Origin of the sequence: Actinomadura viridis (assembly GCF_015751755.1) — a bacterium.
GTDB lineage: Bacteria > Actinomycetota > Actinomycetes > Streptosporangiales > Streptosporangiaceae > Spirillospora > Spirillospora viridis.
In genome coordinates this window covers 4,255,223-4,270,656 of record NZ_JADOUA010000001.1, presented here as the reverse complement: position 1 = coordinate 4,270,656, position 15,434 = coordinate 4,255,223, and the positions used below count along the sequence as shown (strand labels likewise).

15 protein-coding genes are annotated in these 15,434 nt (G+C 75.0%); 5 read left to right on the top strand and 10 right to left on the bottom strand.

The window, feature by feature from the left end:
- Nucleotides 1-95: 95 nt before the first annotated feature.
- The 3 genes from IW256_RS19425 to IW256_RS19415 are packed head-to-tail and all read right to left on the bottom strand — an operon-like array spanning nt 96 to nt 4,291.
- Entirely contained in the window at nt 96-3,059 is a 2,964-nt protein-coding gene (locus IW256_RS19425; RefSeq protein ID WP_197012333.1) for a hypothetical protein, read from the bottom strand.
- A 60-nt stretch (nt 3,060-3,119) separates the two neighbouring features.
- On the bottom strand, nt 3,120-3,737 hold the full coding sequence (locus IW256_RS19420) for an ATP-dependent Clp protease proteolytic subunit (protein WP_197012332.1): 618 nt from the start codon (nt 3,735-3,737) through the stop codon (nt 3,120-3,122).
- Nucleotides 3,737-4,291 carry a ClpP family protease gene (locus tag IW256_RS19415; RefSeq protein ID WP_197016417.1) on the bottom strand — a complete coding sequence of 185 codons (555 nt, stop codon included), beginning with the start codon at nt 4,289-4,291 and terminating at the stop codon, nt 3,737-3,739. The genes IW256_RS19420 and IW256_RS19415 overlap by 1 nt, the downstream gene beginning before the upstream one ends.
- A 223-nt stretch (nt 4,292-4,514) precedes the next feature.
- Between IW256_RS19415 and IW256_RS19410 the strand changes: the two genes are divergently transcribed.
- The gene (locus IW256_RS19410) at nt 4,515-4,805 is read left to right on the top strand and encodes a type II toxin-antitoxin system Phd/YefM family antitoxin (protein ID WP_197012331.1); all 291 of its coding nucleotides are present in this window, start codon (nt 4,515-4,517) and stop codon (nt 4,803-4,805) included.
- Between the two features lie 45 nt (nt 4,806-4,850).
- On the opposite strand, the gene IW256_RS19405 is transcribed toward IW256_RS19410, so the two are convergent.
- Nucleotides 4,851-5,660: a glycerophosphodiester phosphodiesterase family protein gene (locus IW256_RS19405; protein ID WP_197012330.1), complete on the bottom strand. Its 810-nt coding sequence runs from the start codon at nt 5,658-5,660 to the stop codon at nt 4,851-4,853.
- On the opposite strand from IW256_RS19405, the gene IW256_RS19400 reads away from it, so the two are divergent.
- Entirely contained in the window at nt 5,642-5,950 is a 309-nt protein-coding gene (locus tag IW256_RS19400; protein ID WP_307829397.1) for an EF-hand domain-containing protein, read from the top strand. The genes IW256_RS19405 and IW256_RS19400 overlap by 19 nt on opposite strands.
- 46 nt (nt 5,951-5,996) lie before the next feature.
- Here IW256_RS19400 and IW256_RS19395 read toward each other — a convergent pair whose 3' ends face one another.
- From IW256_RS19395 to IW256_RS19375, 5 genes are all read right to left on the bottom strand, one after another.
- Nucleotides 5,997-6,545 carry a TrmH family RNA methyltransferase gene (locus IW256_RS19395; RefSeq protein WP_197012328.1) on the bottom strand — a complete coding sequence of 183 codons (549 nt, stop codon included), beginning with the start codon at nt 6,543-6,545 and terminating at the stop codon, nt 5,997-5,999.
- Entirely contained in the window at nt 6,542-7,168 is a 627-nt protein-coding gene (locus IW256_RS19390; protein ID WP_197012327.1) for a class I SAM-dependent methyltransferase, read from the bottom strand. The genes IW256_RS19395 and IW256_RS19390 overlap by 4 nt, the downstream gene beginning before the upstream one ends.
- A gap of 108 nt (nt 7,169-7,276) precedes the next feature.
- Nucleotides 7,277-8,224: a VWA domain-containing protein gene (locus IW256_RS19385; protein WP_197012326.1), complete on the bottom strand. Its 948-nt coding sequence runs from the start codon at nt 8,222-8,224 to the stop codon at nt 7,277-7,279.
- Nucleotides 8,221-9,348, bottom strand: coding sequence for a DUF58 domain-containing protein (locus IW256_RS19380; protein WP_420535413.1), 1,128 nt, complete (start codon nt 9,346-9,348; stop codon nt 8,221-8,223). Before IW256_RS19380 ends, IW256_RS19385 begins: the two co-directional genes overlap by 4 nt.
- Complete coding sequence (locus tag IW256_RS19375; protein WP_197012325.1) at nt 9,345-10,355, bottom strand: AAA family ATPase; 1,011 nt, start codon at nt 10,353-10,355, stop codon at nt 9,345-9,347. The genes IW256_RS19380 and IW256_RS19375 overlap by 4 nt, the downstream gene beginning before the upstream one ends.
- Before the next feature lie 135 nt (nt 10,356-10,490).
- On the opposite strand from IW256_RS19375, the gene IW256_RS19370 reads away from it, so the two are divergent.
- The 3 genes from IW256_RS19370 to IW256_RS19360 all read left to right on the top strand — a co-directional run bounded on the left by IW256_RS19370 (nt 10,491) and on the right by IW256_RS19360 (nt 13,834).
- Nucleotides 10,491-11,264 carry a hypothetical protein gene (locus IW256_RS19370; RefSeq protein ID WP_197012324.1) on the top strand — a complete coding sequence of 258 codons (774 nt, stop codon included), beginning with the start codon at nt 10,491-10,493 and terminating at the stop codon, nt 11,262-11,264.
- 199 nt (nt 11,265-11,463) lie between these two features.
- Nucleotides 11,464-12,123 carry a LysE family translocator gene (locus IW256_RS19365; RefSeq protein ID WP_197012323.1) on the top strand — a complete coding sequence of 220 codons (660 nt, stop codon included), beginning with the start codon at nt 11,464-11,466 and terminating at the stop codon, nt 12,121-12,123.
- A 40-nt stretch (nt 12,124-12,163) separates the two neighbouring features.
- Nucleotides 12,164-13,834, top strand: coding sequence for a DUF885 domain-containing protein (locus IW256_RS19360; protein ID WP_197012322.1), 1,671 nt, complete (start codon nt 12,164-12,166; stop codon nt 13,832-13,834).
- Nucleotides 13,835-13,864: 30 nt separating this feature from the next.
- Here IW256_RS19360 and glpK read toward each other — a convergent pair whose 3' ends face one another.
- Entirely contained in the window at nt 13,865-15,400 is a 1,536-nt protein-coding gene (glpK, locus tag IW256_RS19355) for a glycerol kinase GlpK (RefSeq protein ID WP_197012321.1), read from the bottom strand.
- Nucleotides 15,401-15,434: the final 34 nt, after the last annotated feature.

Below are 15,434 nucleotides of genomic sequence, written 5' to 3'. Positions count from 1 at the left end.
CCGAGCGTCCTTTCGCCCGCGGCCGGTGCCGCCGGCACCGGCGCAGGTGAGAGGCGTGAGGACGGCGAGGAACGGGCTCCGGCGGGCCCGGGCGGTCAGGTGCGGCCGGCGGCGTGGGCCCGGGACCAGAGCCTGCCCCAGCCGCCCGCCGCCAGCCACTCCGCAGGGACGCGCAGGCCGTCCGCGGCGATCCGCTCCCAGAACACGGAGGTGTCGGCGCCCAGTTCCCGCGCCGCGGGCAGGGCGCGCTGCCAGGGACCGTCCGGATCGTTCAGCGCGGTCGCCGGGAAACCCGGGACGCTGACGGCGCGCGGCGGCGCGACCGGGGCGAGGGCGAGCGCGGGAGCGCGGCACGTGACCAGGACGGCCAGCGCGCACAGCGGCGGGACCGCCGGGCGGCGGGTCAGGGCGCGGGCGAGGACGGGGTCGCCGTCCAGGGCCAGCCGCCCGACCGCCGCGCGCATCCGCCGCGCCACCACGCCCATCGAGTACGACGGCGCCACCCGGGGCAGCCTGGTGAGAGGGCGCAGCGACGGTGGCGGCGGCTCGGCTCCGGTGAGCCGGGTGAGCTGCGCGTACCGGGTGGGCAGCGCGGGATCCAGCGCCGCGATCGCCGCCTCCAGCGGGCGGACCTCGGTCAGCGCCCACAGGTCCACCAGATCGACGGGCCCCTGGGCGAGGGCGTTCCGGCAGGCGCCGGCCAGCTGTAGCGGCCCCAGACGGCGCAGGCGGGTCACCGCCGCGGCGGGGTCCGCGGCCCCCGGCCTGTGAACGCCGCGACGGGACGCCGAGCCGCTCCCGGAGCCGCCCCCGGGCCCGGACCGGGTTCCGGCGAGGGCGGTGAGCACGGCGGCCGTCTCGCCGCGGACACGGGCGTTCCACTCCCGTTCGGCGAGCCGCTCGAGCACAGGTCCGGCGGCCTGGAGCGGGCGGGGGCGCGCGGGCCGGCGGGCCGTCCTGGAGGGCGGGACCTCCTCGGGCGCGGGCGGCTCGAGGTCAGGGTCGTCGTCGGCCTCGGTCTGGGGGATCGTGGCGACCCAGCCGCGCAACGGGCGCGCCAGCCGCGGGTCGGGAGACTCGTTGAACCGCCCGGCGATCTCGTTGATCCGCCAGCCGCGGGCGGGCCGGGCCGGCACCAGTTCCACGTTGACGAGGACCCGGCCCTCGCCGTCGCACAGGGCGGCCAGGACGCACCTGCCCGCGGTGGCGTCGCCGACGTAGTGGGCTCCGGCGATGCAGTTGCCCATGTACTCGGACCACTCGGCCAGTACGCGGGCACTGCGCGCCACCACGAACCGGGCGCCGGTGCCGGGGACCACCGTTCCGTCGAGCGCGGCGAGCGGCGCCGGGACCGCGAACTCCCCCGACAGCGCCTCGGCGATCCGGGTGCCGGCGCGCAGGCTCTCGACCAGTTCCGTCCAGGTCCGCGCGCCCCGTGCCGGGACGCCGCCGAGTTCGGCCAGCTGCGCGGCGCCCGAGACGGCGCCGGCGAGGGAGCCGAACCGCGGTGCCAGCGGCTCGTCGTCTCCGAGCGGCGGGTCGTGGTCGAGCCACGGGGTGCCGACCCGGCGCTCGGGCTCGGCGGCGTCGTGGCCGTGCAGCCGGGCGAGCGCGTTCACCAGATCCACGCACCACAGCAGCTCCCCGGCCCTCTCCACCTCGGCCGGGGCGTCCGTCTCCGCTGCCTCCGCTGCCTCCGCTGCCCGCGTGTCCTGCGGGCCTGCCGTGCCCAGCCGGTCGCTCCACCAGGAGAGGCCGGCCCATCCCTCGGGCGGGCCGGCCGGGCCGTGCCCGGTGCGCTCGCGCCAGGGGCGCAGGTCCGAGGAGGTCCACTCGCGCAGGACGTGCTCGGGGACGTCCTCCCTCCCGTTCAGCAGCCACCCGATCCTCTCGATGGCCAGGGCGGCGTGGTCGCGGGCATGGGCCAGGTGCCTGCGGACGGCCGCCGCCGTCGTCTCCCGGGACCGTCCGGTCCCGGCGCCGGTCAGGACGCGGTGCAGATCGCGGATGTGGACGCCGGGGCGTGCGGGCAGCCCGGTCAGCCCCGGCACGTACCGCGCCGCGTCGGCGGCGGCGCCGTCCGGCAGCTCCGCGTCGGCGGCACCGATGATCGCCGAGGCGCGGGCCAGGCCCTCCTCCGGGCCGTGGTCGTGGACCTCCACCGCGGCGTGCAGCAGCGCGGTGGCGGCGAGGGCGTCCTGAAGCAGCCGGTTCAGGAGGCCGTACCAGTAGTGGTCGGGCGGGATCCAGCGCGCGGCGGCGGCCAGCGGCGGGTCGTCCGAGCCCAGATCGGTGCGCAGGAGGCGCAGGAGCAGGTCGTCCTCGTGGCGGTCGTGGCGGTCGCGCAGGTCGTCCAAGCGGCTCCGGCGGGCCTGGGTGGCCAGGAGCCCCTCCCTCCGTGCCTGCCAGGCGTGCCGCCCGGCGACCCGTTCCCACAGGTCGAGCAGCAGCGCGGCGCGCCGGGGCCGGGGGAGGGGCTCCAGCACGCGGCCCAGGTTCGCGGCCAGCACCGACGGGCGGGCGCCGGTGAAGAGGCCGGCGTCGCCGGGCGCCTCCAGTTCGAGGATCCGTTCGAGCTGCTCGGGGCCCAGCAGGTCGCTGGCGGCCGAGGCGAGGTGGACGGCGGCCCACCGGCCCTCGGAGATCGCGCGGGCCGCCGCCGCGCCGACCCGCCTGGTCACCGCCGGTCCGAAGAGGGCGACCAGGAAACCGGCGCGGTCGCCCAGCCGGCCGGCGCCCTCGACGCCGAGGACGGTGAGGGCGGCCAGCACGGCGTCGCGCTGGTCGCCCCGGGCCCCCGCCAGCCGCGCCGACCGGAAGCCGCCGCCCAGGTCGACCCCGGCGCCGGCCGCGACCTCCCCGCCGGCCTCGACCAGGCGGCGCAGCCCGGTGACCGCCGCCCGGACCTGCTCGCCGCCGGCGTCCGCCGGTCCCAGCGCGACGGCCGCGCCGGGCCGGGCGTCCCCCTCCGCGGCCACCCGCGCCGGGGACCGGGGCGCGGGCAGCCAGGCGGCCTGGTCCGGGGCCGCCACCACGCCCCCCGCGAGCCGAAGTCTCATTCCCGACATGATGGCCGAGGGGGCGCGCCCGCCCAAGCGAATTAGCGGTGGCGGCCCGCCCTAGACCCGCGTGGTGAGGACCTCGTCGATCAGCCCGTACTCCTTGGCCTCCTCGGCGGTGAAGTACCGCTCCCGGTCCAGGTCCCGGCGGACCTGGGCGGGGTCGCGCCCGGTCGCCTCGGCCACGATCCGTTCCGTCTGCTCGCGCAGCCGCAGGATCTCCCGGGCCTGGATCTCCAGATCGCTGGACTGTCCCCGGACGGCCTCGCCCACGCTCGGCTCGTGCAGCAGGATCCGCGAGCGCGACAGCGCGGCCCGGCGGCCCCGGGAGCCGGCGGCCAGCAGGATCGCGGCGGCCGAGGCCGCCTGCCCGATGCAGGTGGTCTCGATCTCCGGGCGGATGTAGGCCATCGTGTCGTGGATGGCCAGCATCGCCGTCAGCGACCCGCCCGGCGAGTTGATGTAGAGGCTGATGGGCCGGTCGGGGTCCATCCCCTCCAGCGCCAGCAGCTGGGCGGTGACGTCGTTGGCGGAGGTGTCGTCGACCGGAGCCCCGAGGAAGACGATGCGGTCCTCGAAGAGCTTGTTGTACGGCGTCATCTCCTTGGTGCCCCAGGAGGTCCGCTCGACGAACGAGGGCATGATGTAGCGGCTCTCGGCCCGCGCGCGCTCGTACATCAGGACCCCACCCGGTCGGTGGCCTCGATGACGTGGTCGACGAATCCGTACTCCCTGGCCTCCTCGGCGGTGAACCAGCGGTCCCGGTCGGAGTCGGCCTGGATCTGCTCCAGCGGCCGGCCGGTGTGGAAGGCGTGCCGCTCGGCCAGCACGGTCTTGAGGTAGAGCGACTGCTCGGCCTGGATCTTGATGTCGGAGGCGGTGCCGCCGATGCCGCCGTGCGGCTGGTGCATCATGACCCGGGCGTGCCGCAGCGCGTACCGCTTGCCGGGCGCGCCCGCGCACAGCAGGGTCTGCCCCATGGAGGCGGCCAGGCCCATGGCGACGGTGGAGACGTCGTTGGGCACGAACTGCATCATGTCGTAGATCGCCATCCCGGCGTCGACCACGCCGCCGGGGGAGTTGATGTAGAGCGTGATGTCGCGCCGCCCGTCCTGCGCGGACAGCAGCAGCAGTTCCCCGCAGATCCGGTTGGCGACCTGGTCGTCGATCTCCGTTCCGAGGAAGACGATCCGCTGGGCCAGCAGCCGCTGGAACAGTCCCTCGGCGGCCATCGGCTCCAGTGCGGCGACCGCCGAGCGCGACCTCCCGACGTAGGTCTCCGGCCGGCGCTCCGGCGGTCCGGGCCTCGGCTGTTCCCCCATGAGTCCTGCCCGGACGAGTCCCTCCGGCATGAGCCCTCCCGATCATCTGTACGTAACGTACACTCTGTACGTGTACGGAGCGTACAGCCGCCGCCGGAGGAGGGCCAAGGGAGTTCGCCGTAAGATGAACAGCGTGGAGAAACCGGTGACGGAGGCGCGCAAGGAGTTCGCGGATCTGGTGAACCGTGTCGCCTACACGGGCGAGCGCGTCGCGCTCACCCGGCGCGGCAAGGTCATGGCGGCGCTGGTGTCCGCGGAGGACCTGGAGTTGCTGGAGAGCCTGCGGGCGGGCCGGATCGACCTCACGCAGGCGGGGCACCCCGCCCCGGTGGAGGAACGGCCCTCGCCCCAGCACATGCCGCTGCGGATCGCGGCGGAGTACCGTCCGGGCGGGCCGTCCAGGCCACCCGGTTTCGGCCGCTGAGCCGCCGGCCCGGCGCGGCCCGCCCGGCGAGCCGGGCGGCGGCCGTCATCCGCCGCCGGGCCCCTGGCCGCGCCACAGCCCGCGCTCGTTCATGATCCGCCGCAGGGTGATCAGCTCGTCGGTCATGATGCCGTCGATCCCCAGGTCGAGCAGGCGTCCCATCTCGGCGGGGTCGTTGACGGTCCAGGCGTGCACCTGCAGGCCCAGCTCGTGGGCCTGGGCGAGGAACGCCTCGGTGACGAACGGCAACCGCCCCAGCCCGTAGGGGACCTGCGCGCACGCCACGCCCGTCGCGGCGAGGCGGACGAGCTTGGCGGTGGGGCCTCCGTAGGACTTGGCGCGCAGGGCCATCACGCCGCGGGGGCCGAGGGCCATGCACACGTCCTGGTCGGTGTACAGCGGCAGGCGTGCGCGCATCTGCGCGAGCCTGCGGGTCGAGAACGAGGTGATGCAGACGCGGTTCCACGCCTTGGTGCGGTGGAGCACCTCCGCCAGGGGGCCGATGACCGGCGCGTCCTTCAGGTCGATGTTGAGCCGGGCCTGGGGGAACGACCCGAGGACGTCCTCCAGGCGGGGGATGGGCTCGGTCCCCTCGATCCGGGCCTTGGCGACCTCGTCGTAGGGCAGCCGGGCGATCGTCCCGGTGCGGTCGGTGACACGGTCGAGGGTGCGGTCGTGGAAGGCGATCACCACCCCGTCGGCGGTGGCGTGGGCGTCGGTCTCCAGGTAGCGGTAGCCCAGGTCGACGGCGCGCTGGAAGGCGGCCATCGAGTTCTCCGGGCGTCCCCCGGCGCCACCGCGGTGCGCGAACGGTAGGGGAGCGTCGTGATCCAGGAATTCGTATCTGGGGCGCACTCATCCGATTATGGCCGCCCGCCGGTGCTACCGTCCTGTCGCCACACGACATGAGGAGAGGCGGCACACCGATGACCGACCCCGAGGAGTACCGGGCCACCTTCGAGATGGTGGACGTGGACGGCGACGGCTACATCTCGACCGCGGAGCTGAAGAACGTGATGCGCGCGCTGGGCCGCGAGATCGGCGACGTCCGCGCGGTCGAGGTGATGGTCGACGCCGACGCCAACCGCGACGGCAAGATCTCCCTGGAGGAGTTCGCGGCGCTGATGGCGGGGGGCGCCCGGTAGGGGGCCGAGGGGGCCAAGGGGCTCAAGGGGGCCAAGGGGGCCGGGGTCAGCGGGCCCATTCGCGCCGGCGGGCCTCGGCCAGGGCGATGGCGGCGGCGACGGCGACGTTGAGCGAGCCCACCCGGCCGATCTGCGGGATGTAGGCGACCGCGTCGGCGGCGGCCAGCAGGGCGGGGGAGCAGCCGTGGTCCTCGCCGCCGACGGCCAGGCACACGTCCCCCTCCAGCGGCGCCTCGTGCAGCGGCGCCGCGTCGCCGGTCAGCTCGATCGCCACCAGCCGCAGGCCCTGCGCGCGGATCGCCGCCGCGGCGGCCTCGGGCGTGCCCGCGTGCTCCCAGGGCACCAGCCGCTCGGTGCCGAGCGCGGTCTTGGCGACGTTGCGGTGGGAGGGCTCGGTGGCGTTCCCGGCCAGCCACAGGCGCTCCACGCCGAACACCGCGGCGCTGCGGATGATCGAGCCCATGTTGAACGGCTGGGTGACCGACTCCACCAGCAGCCCCAGGCGCGCGTCGGTCCGCCGGCGCCAGTCCCGGTTGAGGCGCTTGACGTCGGTGGGGCGCAGCTGCTTGCGCGCGTGTCCCTGCGCGGTGCTCATGCGGTGTCACTTCCGGTACGGGCTCGAGGGCGGGCGGAGACGGCCAGGACGCGGTAGGCGGACCTGGAGGTGAGACGCTCGGTGGGGTGGCCCCGCTCGTTCAGCCAGCGCTGCAGGGAGTCGGACCCGAGGTGCTTCTGGACGACCAGGTGGGCCACGCCGCCGGGGGTGAGGCGGGGGAGCCAGGCCAGCAGCAGGTCGTGCAGGGCGGCCTTGCCGATGCGGATCGGGGGGTTGGACCAGATCGCGTCGAAGCGGAGCGCGGGGTCGATCTCCTCCGCCAAGCCGAACCTTACATTGTCAAGGCCCGCGGTCGTGGCGTTCCGCCGGGCCAGGTCCAGAGCGCGTTCGTTCACGTCCACCCCGTACACGGTCGCGCCGGGGGAACGGTGTGCCATGGTCAGCGCGATCGGCCCGTACCCGCAGCCCAGGTCGAGCAGGGTGCCGGTGGCCGGGGGAGGGGGGACGCTCTCCAGCAGGACGCGGGTGCCCGGGTCGACGCGGTCGGGTGAGAACATCCCGCGGTCGGTCTCCAGGCGCAGGTGCAGATCGGGCAGGACGAGATCGACCGTGCGCGGTCTGCTGGCCGTCTCGGGCCGGTTCGCGAAGTAATGTTCCCCCACGTCGGCCGACCGTATCAGCGTCCGGGCCGTGGCGGCGCCGTTCCCAGGGTCGATACGGTCCAGGGGCGACACGGCCCAGCGCCGATACGGGGTGATGCGAGGGCGCGGTCAGGGCAGGCGGGAGAACCAGGCCAGCGATGCGCCTCCCGCGGCCAGGGCGAGCAGCAGCGCGATGCCGGTGAAGCGCGCCGCGATGTCGCGGTGCTCGATCTTGAAGCCGAGCGAGCTGCCGATGCTGGAGTAGACCTCCGACAGCTGCCCGCCGTCGGCGGCCTCGTAGGCCTTGCCGCCGCTGCCCTCGGCGAGGGTGCGCAGGGTCTCCTTGTTGACCGAGACGCTGGTGGTCTCGCCCTCGATGTCGACCGTGCCGTAGGGGGTGCCGAAGGCGATGGTGGACACCGGGATGTGCGCGGTGCGGCCGGCGTCGATGGCCTCGGTGACCGACCGGCCGGTGGTGTTGTCACCGTCCGACAGCAGCACGATGTGGGCGGGCGGCGGGTCCTGGCTGGCCTGGGCGTCGAACGAGCGGACGGCCTGCAGGGAGGTGAACACGGCCTCGCCGATGGCGGTGCGCTTGGCCAGCACGAGCTGGTCGATGGAGGCGATCGCCGCCTGCCGGTCGGCGGACGGCGCGGCGACCAGGTTGGCGTTGCCGGCGAAGGAGACCACGCCGACGTTGAAGCGGCCGGGCAGGTCGCGGATGAACTTCTTGGCGGCGTCCTTGGCGGCCTCGAACCGGTTGGGGGCCACGTCCTTGGCCATCATCGACAGCGACACGTCCACGGCGACCATCACGGTGGCGCGGTCGCGCGGGACCTTGACGCCGGTGGCGGGCCGGGCGAACCCGATCAGCATGATCAGCATCATCGCCAGGAACAGCCCCGCGGCCACGTGCCGCCGCCAACCCGGGCGCTTGGGCGCGACCTGGGAGAGCAGGGCGAGGTTGGTGAAGCGGACCGCGTACTGGCGGCGGCGCATCTGCAGCGCCACGTAGAGGGCCACCATCATCGGAAGCAGGATGAGCAGCCACAGCCGCTCGGGCGACAGGAAGGTCATGTGCGCACCCCCGGCGCGGCGATGGCCCGGCCGGCGGCGCGGCGCTGGCGCAGGGCGAAGCGGGCGACGTCGGCGACCCAGTCCCGGTCGGTCCGCAGGACCAGGTGGTGGGCGCCGCAGCGGCGCAGGCCGGCGCGGGTGCGCTCGCGCTGCGCCGCTGCGGCGGCGGCGTAGCGTTCGCGGACGCGGCGGTTCAGGACGATCTCGTGCACGGCTCCGGTCTCGGGATCGGTCATCTCCACCAGTCCGACATCGGGCAGGTCCAGCTCGCGCGGGTCGATGATCTCCACGGCCAGGACCTGGTGGCGTGCGGCCAGGCGGCGCAGCGGGCGCTCCCACGCGAGGTCGCCGTCGGGGCCGCCGTCGGGGCCGGGGGCGCCGGAGGGGTCGCCGGCGGGCGGGAGGAAGTCGGAGATGATCACGCGGAGGCCGCGGCGGGTCTGGCCGCGGTCCAGGGCGGAGATTCCCTCGGCGAGGCCGCCGGGGCGGCCGGCCAGCGGGCGGGCGCCGAAGGAGCGGGTGCCGGCGGGCGTGTCGCCCTCGGTCGTGCCCGCGCGGTCCCTGGTGGGACGAGGCGTGCCCGTCCGGGGGCCGGTGCCGTCACCGGCGGGGCCGGGCGCGGCGTCCAGGACGCCCTCCAGCAGCGCGTACATGGCGGCCTTGCCGGTGCGGGCGGGCCAGCGGCGCATCCCGCCGGGCTGGAGGAGGTAGGCGCCGACGCGGTCGCCCAGCCGTACGGTGAGGAACCCGACGGCGGCCAGGGCGGCGACGGCGAGGTCGCGTTTGACCATGGTGCCGGTGCCGAAGTCCATGCTGGGGGTGAGGTCCATCAGGGCCCACGCCTCCAGCTCGTGGTCGGCGATCAGGTCGCGGACGTGGGGGGTGGTGGTGCGGGCGGTGACGGCCCAGTCCATGTGCCGGACGTCGTCCTCGCCGGGCTGGTAGACGCGGGCCTCGGCCAGTTCGGTGCCGGGGCCGGGCAGCAGGCCCAGGTGCTCGCCGTTGAGCAGGCCGTCCAGGCGGCGGGTGACGGTGAGCTCCAGCCGCCGCAGCGTGCGTTCGGGCGCCAGGTCGGCGAGCCTGGCGCCGCGGGTGCGGCGTGCCGGGCCCGGGGCGGGCGTCACGGGGCGGTCACCGTCCCGTGGTTCCAGACCACGCGGGGCGGGGGGACCGCGGCCAGGATCTGGGCGACGACCTCACCGGTGTCGACGCCGTCGGCGAGGGCGTCGAAGGTCAGGACCACGCGGTGCGCCATGACGTCGCGGGCGACGGCGCGCACGTCGTCGGGGAGCACGTAGTCGCGCCCGCTGAGCAGGGCGAGGGCGCGGGCGGCCGAGACCAGGCCGAGGGTGGCGCGGGGGCTGGCGCCGATCTCGATGACCTGGCGCAGGTCGGGCAGCCGGTACTGCTCGGGCTCGCGGGTGGCCATGACGAGCCGGACGATGTAGTCGGCGACCAGCTCGTGGACCGAGACCTCCTCGGCGGCGCGCTGCAGGGAGGCCAGCCGCCCGGTGTCCAGGACGGGCTCGGCCTCGGGCGGGTCCACGCTCATGCGCTGCAGGATCTGCAGCTCCTCGTGGGCGCCGGGGTAGCGGACGTCGATCTTCATCAGGAACCGGTCGCGCTGGGCCTCGGGCAGCGGGTAGACGCCCTCGGACTCGATCGGGTTCTGGGTGGCCAGGACGATGAACGGGCGCGGCAGCGGATAGGTGTTGCCGCCGAGGGAGACCTGCCGTTCGGCCATGACCTCCAGCAGCGCCGACTGGACCTTGGCGGGCGCCCGGTTGATCTCGTCGGCGAGGACGAAGTTGACGAACACCGGGCCGAGCTCGACGTCGAACTGCTCGGTGGAGGGGTGGTAGATGCGGGTGCCGACGATGTCGGAGGGCACCAGGTCGGGGGTGAACTGCAGGCGGGCGAAGGTGCCGCCGACGACCTGGGCCAGGGTGCCCACGGCCAGGGTCTTGGCGACGCCGGGGACGCCCTCGATGAGGCAGTGCCCCTTGGCCAGCAGCGCGACGACCATGCGCTCGACCATGTGCTCCTGGCCGACGATGACCTTCTTGACCTCGGCCACGGCGTGCTGGAGCACGGCCGCGGCCTGGTCGACGTCCTGCGCTGCGACGGTCATCTGGATGTCCCTCACTGTCCTCCGGTGCCGCGACGGGCATTCCGACCCTACGCGATCACTTGTACCCATTCGCGCGGGACGGCCGTACCCGTGGCGCGAACCTTCCCTGTCCCGGGCGGCTGTAGTCTTGCCGCCATGTCCAGGCCGCTGCCACCCGGTGACCCCGTCCGGCTGGGGCCCTACCGGCTGTCCGCGCGGCTGTCGGAGACCTCGGCCGGGATCGTGTATCTCGGCGTGGACGACTCCGGGCGGCGCGCGAGCGTCGCGGTGCTCAACCGCGGCGCGGCCGGCGACGCCGCCGCCCGGGACCGGTTCCGGGCCGCGATCAACGCGGAGCTGCCCGGCGTCGGCCGGTTCCCGGACCCCGCGCCGGGGGAGCCGGCGCCGGTGGTGGCGGCGCAGCCCGAGGGCCCGGCGCCGTGGGTGGCCACGTCCTATGACGCCGACCAGGCCGAGCGGGCGGGCGCGGAGCGGTTCCTCGACTCGGTGACGATGGCCGGCTCGTTCCGGGGCCGCCGGCCGGGCCGGCGCCGCGGCCCGCAGTTCCAGCCGTACTGGCTGGGCGCGGGGGAGCCGGCGCTGGAGGGGCCGCCGGAGCCGCCCCGGTACGCGCCGCCCGTTCCGGAACGTTCCGAGCGGGGGCTGGTGGCGGCGCTGCTGACGCTGGCGGGCATCCTGGTGCTGCTGGCGTTGCTGATGCTGCTGCTGTTCGCCTGCCAGCCGAAGGTGAGCGAGCCTCCGCCCCCGCCGCCGGATCCGCCCTCGCAGCCGGTGCCGCCTCCGCCGGCGCCGTCGCCGAGCGAGACCTCCCGGTCCCCGTCGCCGCGGCCGTCGTCGCCGACGCCGCCGGGCACCCCCACGCCGGGACCGTCCGACGGGGAGGGCGGGGACGACGGCGGCGCGCTGTGACGGTCATGGTCCGGCAATGGTTCGGCCGTGTTCCTTGCCCGGCGACGACCTGATTTGACCGATTCGTTCCTGCCCTTGGTCCGCCGCCCGGCGGATCCCGGGCCGTTCTTGGAACGCGACCGCGCGCGCCGGCCCGGCCGGGCGGCCGCGGGCCGGAAACGGCGTTGCGCCGTGCGGGAGGCACCTCCAGGATGAGGGGATGCTGGAGAGTCTGGTCGCCTTCGTCGGCGCCGCGATACTGATCGCGCTGGTTCCCGGACCGAGCACGGTCGTGATCATGAGGACGTCGATGGTCTCGGGACGCCGCGCGGGCCTGGCCGCGGTCCTGGGGAACGAGGCCGGAGTGCTGCTGTGGGGGCTGGCGGCGGCGCTGGGCCTGTCGGCGCTGCTGGTGGCGTCCCGGATCGCCTACGACGGTCTGCGGATCGTCGGCGCCGCCGTACTGGTGTACTTCGGTGTCAAGGCGCTGTGGCAGGCCCGCCGGAGCGCCGCGGCCGGGGCCGCGTCCGGGGCCGGGGCGACCGCCGACGCCGGCGGGGCGGGCGTGGAGGCCGGGGGAGGGCTGGGGCGCTGCTTCCGGCTCGGGCTGGTCACCAACATCGCCAACCCCAAGGCCGGGGTGTTCGCGGTGTCGTTCCTGCCGCAGTTCGTCCCCGAGGGGTGGTCGGTGCCGGTGGTGCTGGTGGCGTTCTCGGTGCTGTGGGCGCTGATCGACCTGCTCTGGTACACGGTCGTGGTGTGGGCGGTGGACGCCGCCCGGCGGGTGTTCGAGCGTCCCGGCGTGCGCCGCCGGCTGGAGCAGCTGTCGGGCGTGGTGCTGGTCGGCCTGGGCGTCCGGCTGGCCGCCGAGTCCCGGTGACCGCCTGTCCGCGATGATCATTCGCCTCTAGCCTGGGGGCATGACCGCACTGGATGATCTCGCCGACCGCTACGTGGACGAGTTCGCGGCCCTCGACCCGTGCGCGGCGGCGGTGATGGGGATCGCCGGGCAGGAGGACTCGCTCACCGACTTCGGCCCGGACGGGCTGGCCGCGCGGTCGGACCTGGCCCGCCGTACCCTGGCCGCGCTCGGCGGGGTGGCGTGCCAGGGGGAGGCCGACCGGATCGCCGCGGCCGTGCTGCGCGAGCGGCTGGAGACCGAGCTCGCCTCGCACGAGGCCGGAATCGGCGAGTTCTTCCTGGACACCACCGAAGGGCCGGTGCAACGGCTCGGGTACGCCTTCGAGCTGCTGGACCAGGGCGAGCGGACCGACTGGCGCGCGATGCGGGCCCGGCTGGCGGCGCTGCCGGGTTCCCTGGACGGGCTGCGCACCAGCCTCACCCGGGCCCTGCAGGACGGGCGGGTGTCGGCCCGCCGGCAGGTCCTGCGCAGTGCCCGGTCCTGCCTGGAGATACGGGAGCGGCTGTCGGGACTGGCCGGGCGCCGGGACGAACTCGCGGAGCCGGTACGGGAGGCCTGCCAGGCCCTGACCGGCTTCGCCGCCTTCCTCACCGGGGACCTGGCGCCGCACGCGCACGAGCGGGACGCCCTGGGCCCGGACCGCTACCTGCTGGGCGTACGCGACTTCCTCGGCACGCGCCTGGATCTGGAGGAGACCTACGCCTGGGGCTGGGAGGAGCTGGCCCGGATCGAGCGGGAGATGGCCGTGCTGGCCGGGCGGATGCGGCCCGGCGCCGCGCTGCCCGAGGTGGTCGCCGCGCTGGACGCCGACCCGGCGTACCGGATCAGCGGGGCGGCCCGGTTCCTGGACCACATCCAGGAGCTGGCCGACCGGGCCGTCGACGAGCTGGACGGCGTGCACTTCGACATCCCGGCGCCGCTGCGCCGCCTCGAATGCCGCCTCTCGCCCACCGACTCGGGCGTCTACTACCTCGCGCCGGCCGAGGACCTCTCGCGTCCCGGCACGGTGTGGTGGACGGTGCACGCGCCCGAGGAGGAGATCGTCACCTGGCACGTGCCGGGGACGATGTTCCACGAGGGCGTGCCCGGGCACCACCTCCAGCTGGGCTCGGCCACGCTGAACGGCACCCTCAACCGGTTCCGGCGGGTCTCCAGCGAGCTGTACCCCGGGTACGTGGAGGGGTGGGGGCTGTACGCCGAGCGGCTGATGGGGGAGCTGGGGTACTACCGTGACCCCGCCCACCATCTGGGGATGCTCGCGGACGGGCAGCGGATGCGGGCGGCACGGGTCGTGCTGGACATCGGGATGCACCTGGAGCTGCCGATCCCGGCGGGGACGGGGTTCCACGAGGGCGAGCGCTGGACTCCGGAGCTGGGCTGGGAGTTCCTGCGCGCGCACTGCGGCCCGCTGGCCGACGGGCACGTCACCTTCGAGATCGACCGCTATCTCGGCCGTCCGGCCCAGGCGATCGCCTACAAGGTGGGGGAGAGGGCGTGGCTGGAGGCCCGGGAGGCGGCGCGCCGCCGGGAGGGCGCCGCCTTCGACCTCAAGGCGTTCCACCGCAGGGCGCTGGAGCTGGGGCCGATGGGGCTGGACAGGCTTCGCGCCGAGCTGCTGGGGGACGGTGCGCCCGGCCCCACGCCCGGCCCCGGAGCCGTCCGGGGGTGAGCGGACGGGCCCGGGCCCGGGGCCGGAGCCTCAGCCGGGACCGTGGTCCTCGGCGGGGACGGGGCCGGGCTTGGTCCAGTCGAAGGAGCGTTCGACCGCGCGTTTCCAGTTGTGGTACTCGGTGGCGCGGCGGGCGGGGTCCATCGCCGGGACCCACCGGGCCGCGCGGTGCCAGTTGCGGCGCAGCCCTTCCAGGTCGGCCCAGTAGCCCACCGCCAGGCCCGCGGCGTAGGCGGCGCCGAGCGAGACCGTCTCGACGACCATGGGGCGGACGACGGGGACGTTGAGCACGTCGGCGACGCACTGCATCAGCAGGTGGTCGGCGGTCATGCCGCCGTCGGACTTCAGCTCCCTCAGGCCGAGGCCGGAGTCGCGGTTCATGGCGTCGACGACCTCGCGGGTCTGCCAGGCGGTGGCCTCCAGGACGGCGCGTGCCAGATGCCCCTTGGTGATGTAGGAGGTGAGGCCCACGATGACGCCGCGGGCCTCGCTGCGCCAGTGCGGGGCGAACAGGCCCGAGAACGCCGGGACGATGTAGCAGCCGCCGTTGTCGTCCACCGTCCGGGCCAGCGTCTCGATCTCCGGCGCGGTGCCGATCAGGCCCAGGCCGTCGCGGAACCACTGGACCAGCGCGCCGGTGATGGCGATCGACCCCTCCAGCGCGTACACCGCGGGCTCGTCGCCGATCTTGTAGCCGACGGTGGTGAGCAGGCCGTGCCGGGAGCCGACCGGTGCCTGGCCGGTGTTCATCAGCAGGAAGCCGCCGGTGCCGTAGGTGCACTTGGTCTCGCCGGGGGCGTAGCAGGTCTGGCCGAACAGCGCGGCCTGCTGGTCGCCGAGCGCGGCGCCGATCCGGACGCCGGGGATGACGCGGCGGGCGGTGCCGTAGATCTCGGTGGAGGAGCGGACGCGCGGGAGCATGGCGTGCGGGATGCCGAAGAAGGCCAGCAGCTTCTCGTCCCAGTCCAGGGTCCGCAGGTCCATGAGCAGGGTGCGGCCGGCGTTGGTGACGTCGGTGACGTGCACGCCGCCGTCGACGCCACCGGTGAGGTTCCAGATCAGCCAGCTCTCCATGGTGCCGAAGAGCACCTCGCCGCGTTCGGCGCGCTCGCGGACGCCGGGCAGGTGGTCCAGCAGCCAGCGGACGCGGGGCGCGGAGAAGTAGGTGGCCAGCGGCAGCCCGGTGCTTTCGGCGACCAGGTCGGAGCCGGGCGCGCGGGCCATCTCCTCGACCAGGGCGTCGGTGCGGGTGTCCTGCCAGACGATGGCGCGGGCGATGGGCAGGCCGGTGAGGCGGTCCCACAGGACGGTGGTCTCGCGCTGGTTGGCGATGCCGACGGCGGCGACCTGGGACGGGGTGACGCCCGCCTGGGCGAGGGCCTCGGGGGCGATGCGTTCCAGGTTCCGCCAGATCTCCAGGGCGTCGTGCTCGACCCAGCCGGGCTTGGGGAAGTGCTGGCGGTGCTCGCGCTGGGCGACCGAGACCAGCCGGCCGCGGCGGTCGAACAGGATGCACCGGGTGGAGGTGGTGCCCTGGTCGATGGACATCACGTAGCGCTCGGTCATCGGCGGGCCGTCCCTCGCCGCCGCGCCCGGGCCG

Bases quoted from the DNA above. Each gene is read 5' to 3' on its own strand.
- IW256_RS19420 (WP_197012332.1), bottom strand. From the start codon at position 3,737: ATGTACGAGCGCGCGCGGGCCGAGAGCCGCTACATCATGCCCTCGTTC.
- glpK (WP_197012321.1), bottom strand. From the start codon at position 15,400: ATGACCGAGCGCTACGTGATGTCCATCGACCAGGGCACCACCTCCACC.
- IW256_RS19385 (WP_197012326.1), bottom strand. From the start codon at position 8,224: ATGACCTTCCTGTCGCCCGAGCGGCTGTGGCTGCTCATCCTGCTTCCG.
- IW256_RS19375 (WP_197012325.1), bottom strand. From the start codon at position 10,355: ATGACCGTCGCAGCGCAGGACGTCGACCAGGCCGCGGCCGTGCTCCAG.
- IW256_RS19360 (WP_197012322.1), top strand. From the start codon at position 12,164: ATGACCGCACTGGATGATCTCGCCGACCGCTACGTGGACGAGTTCGCG.
- IW256_RS19415 (WP_197016417.1), bottom strand. From the start codon at position 4,291: ATGGCCGCCGAGGGACTGTTCCAGCGGCTGCTGGCCCAGCGGATCGTC.
- IW256_RS19365 (WP_197012323.1), top strand. From the start codon at position 11,464: ATGCTGGAGAGTCTGGTCGCCTTCGTCGGCGCCGCGATACTGATCGCG.
- IW256_RS19425 (WP_197012333.1), bottom strand. From the start codon at position 3,059: ATGAGACTTCGGCTCGCGGGGGGCGTGGTGGCGGCCCCGGACCAGGCC.
- IW256_RS19370 (WP_197012324.1), top strand. From the start codon at position 10,491: ATGTCCAGGCCGCTGCCACCCGGTGACCCCGTCCGGCTGGGGCCCTAC.
- IW256_RS19395 (WP_197012328.1), bottom strand. From the start codon at position 6,545: ATGAGCACCGCGCAGGGACACGCGCGCAAGCAGCTGCGCCCCACCGAC.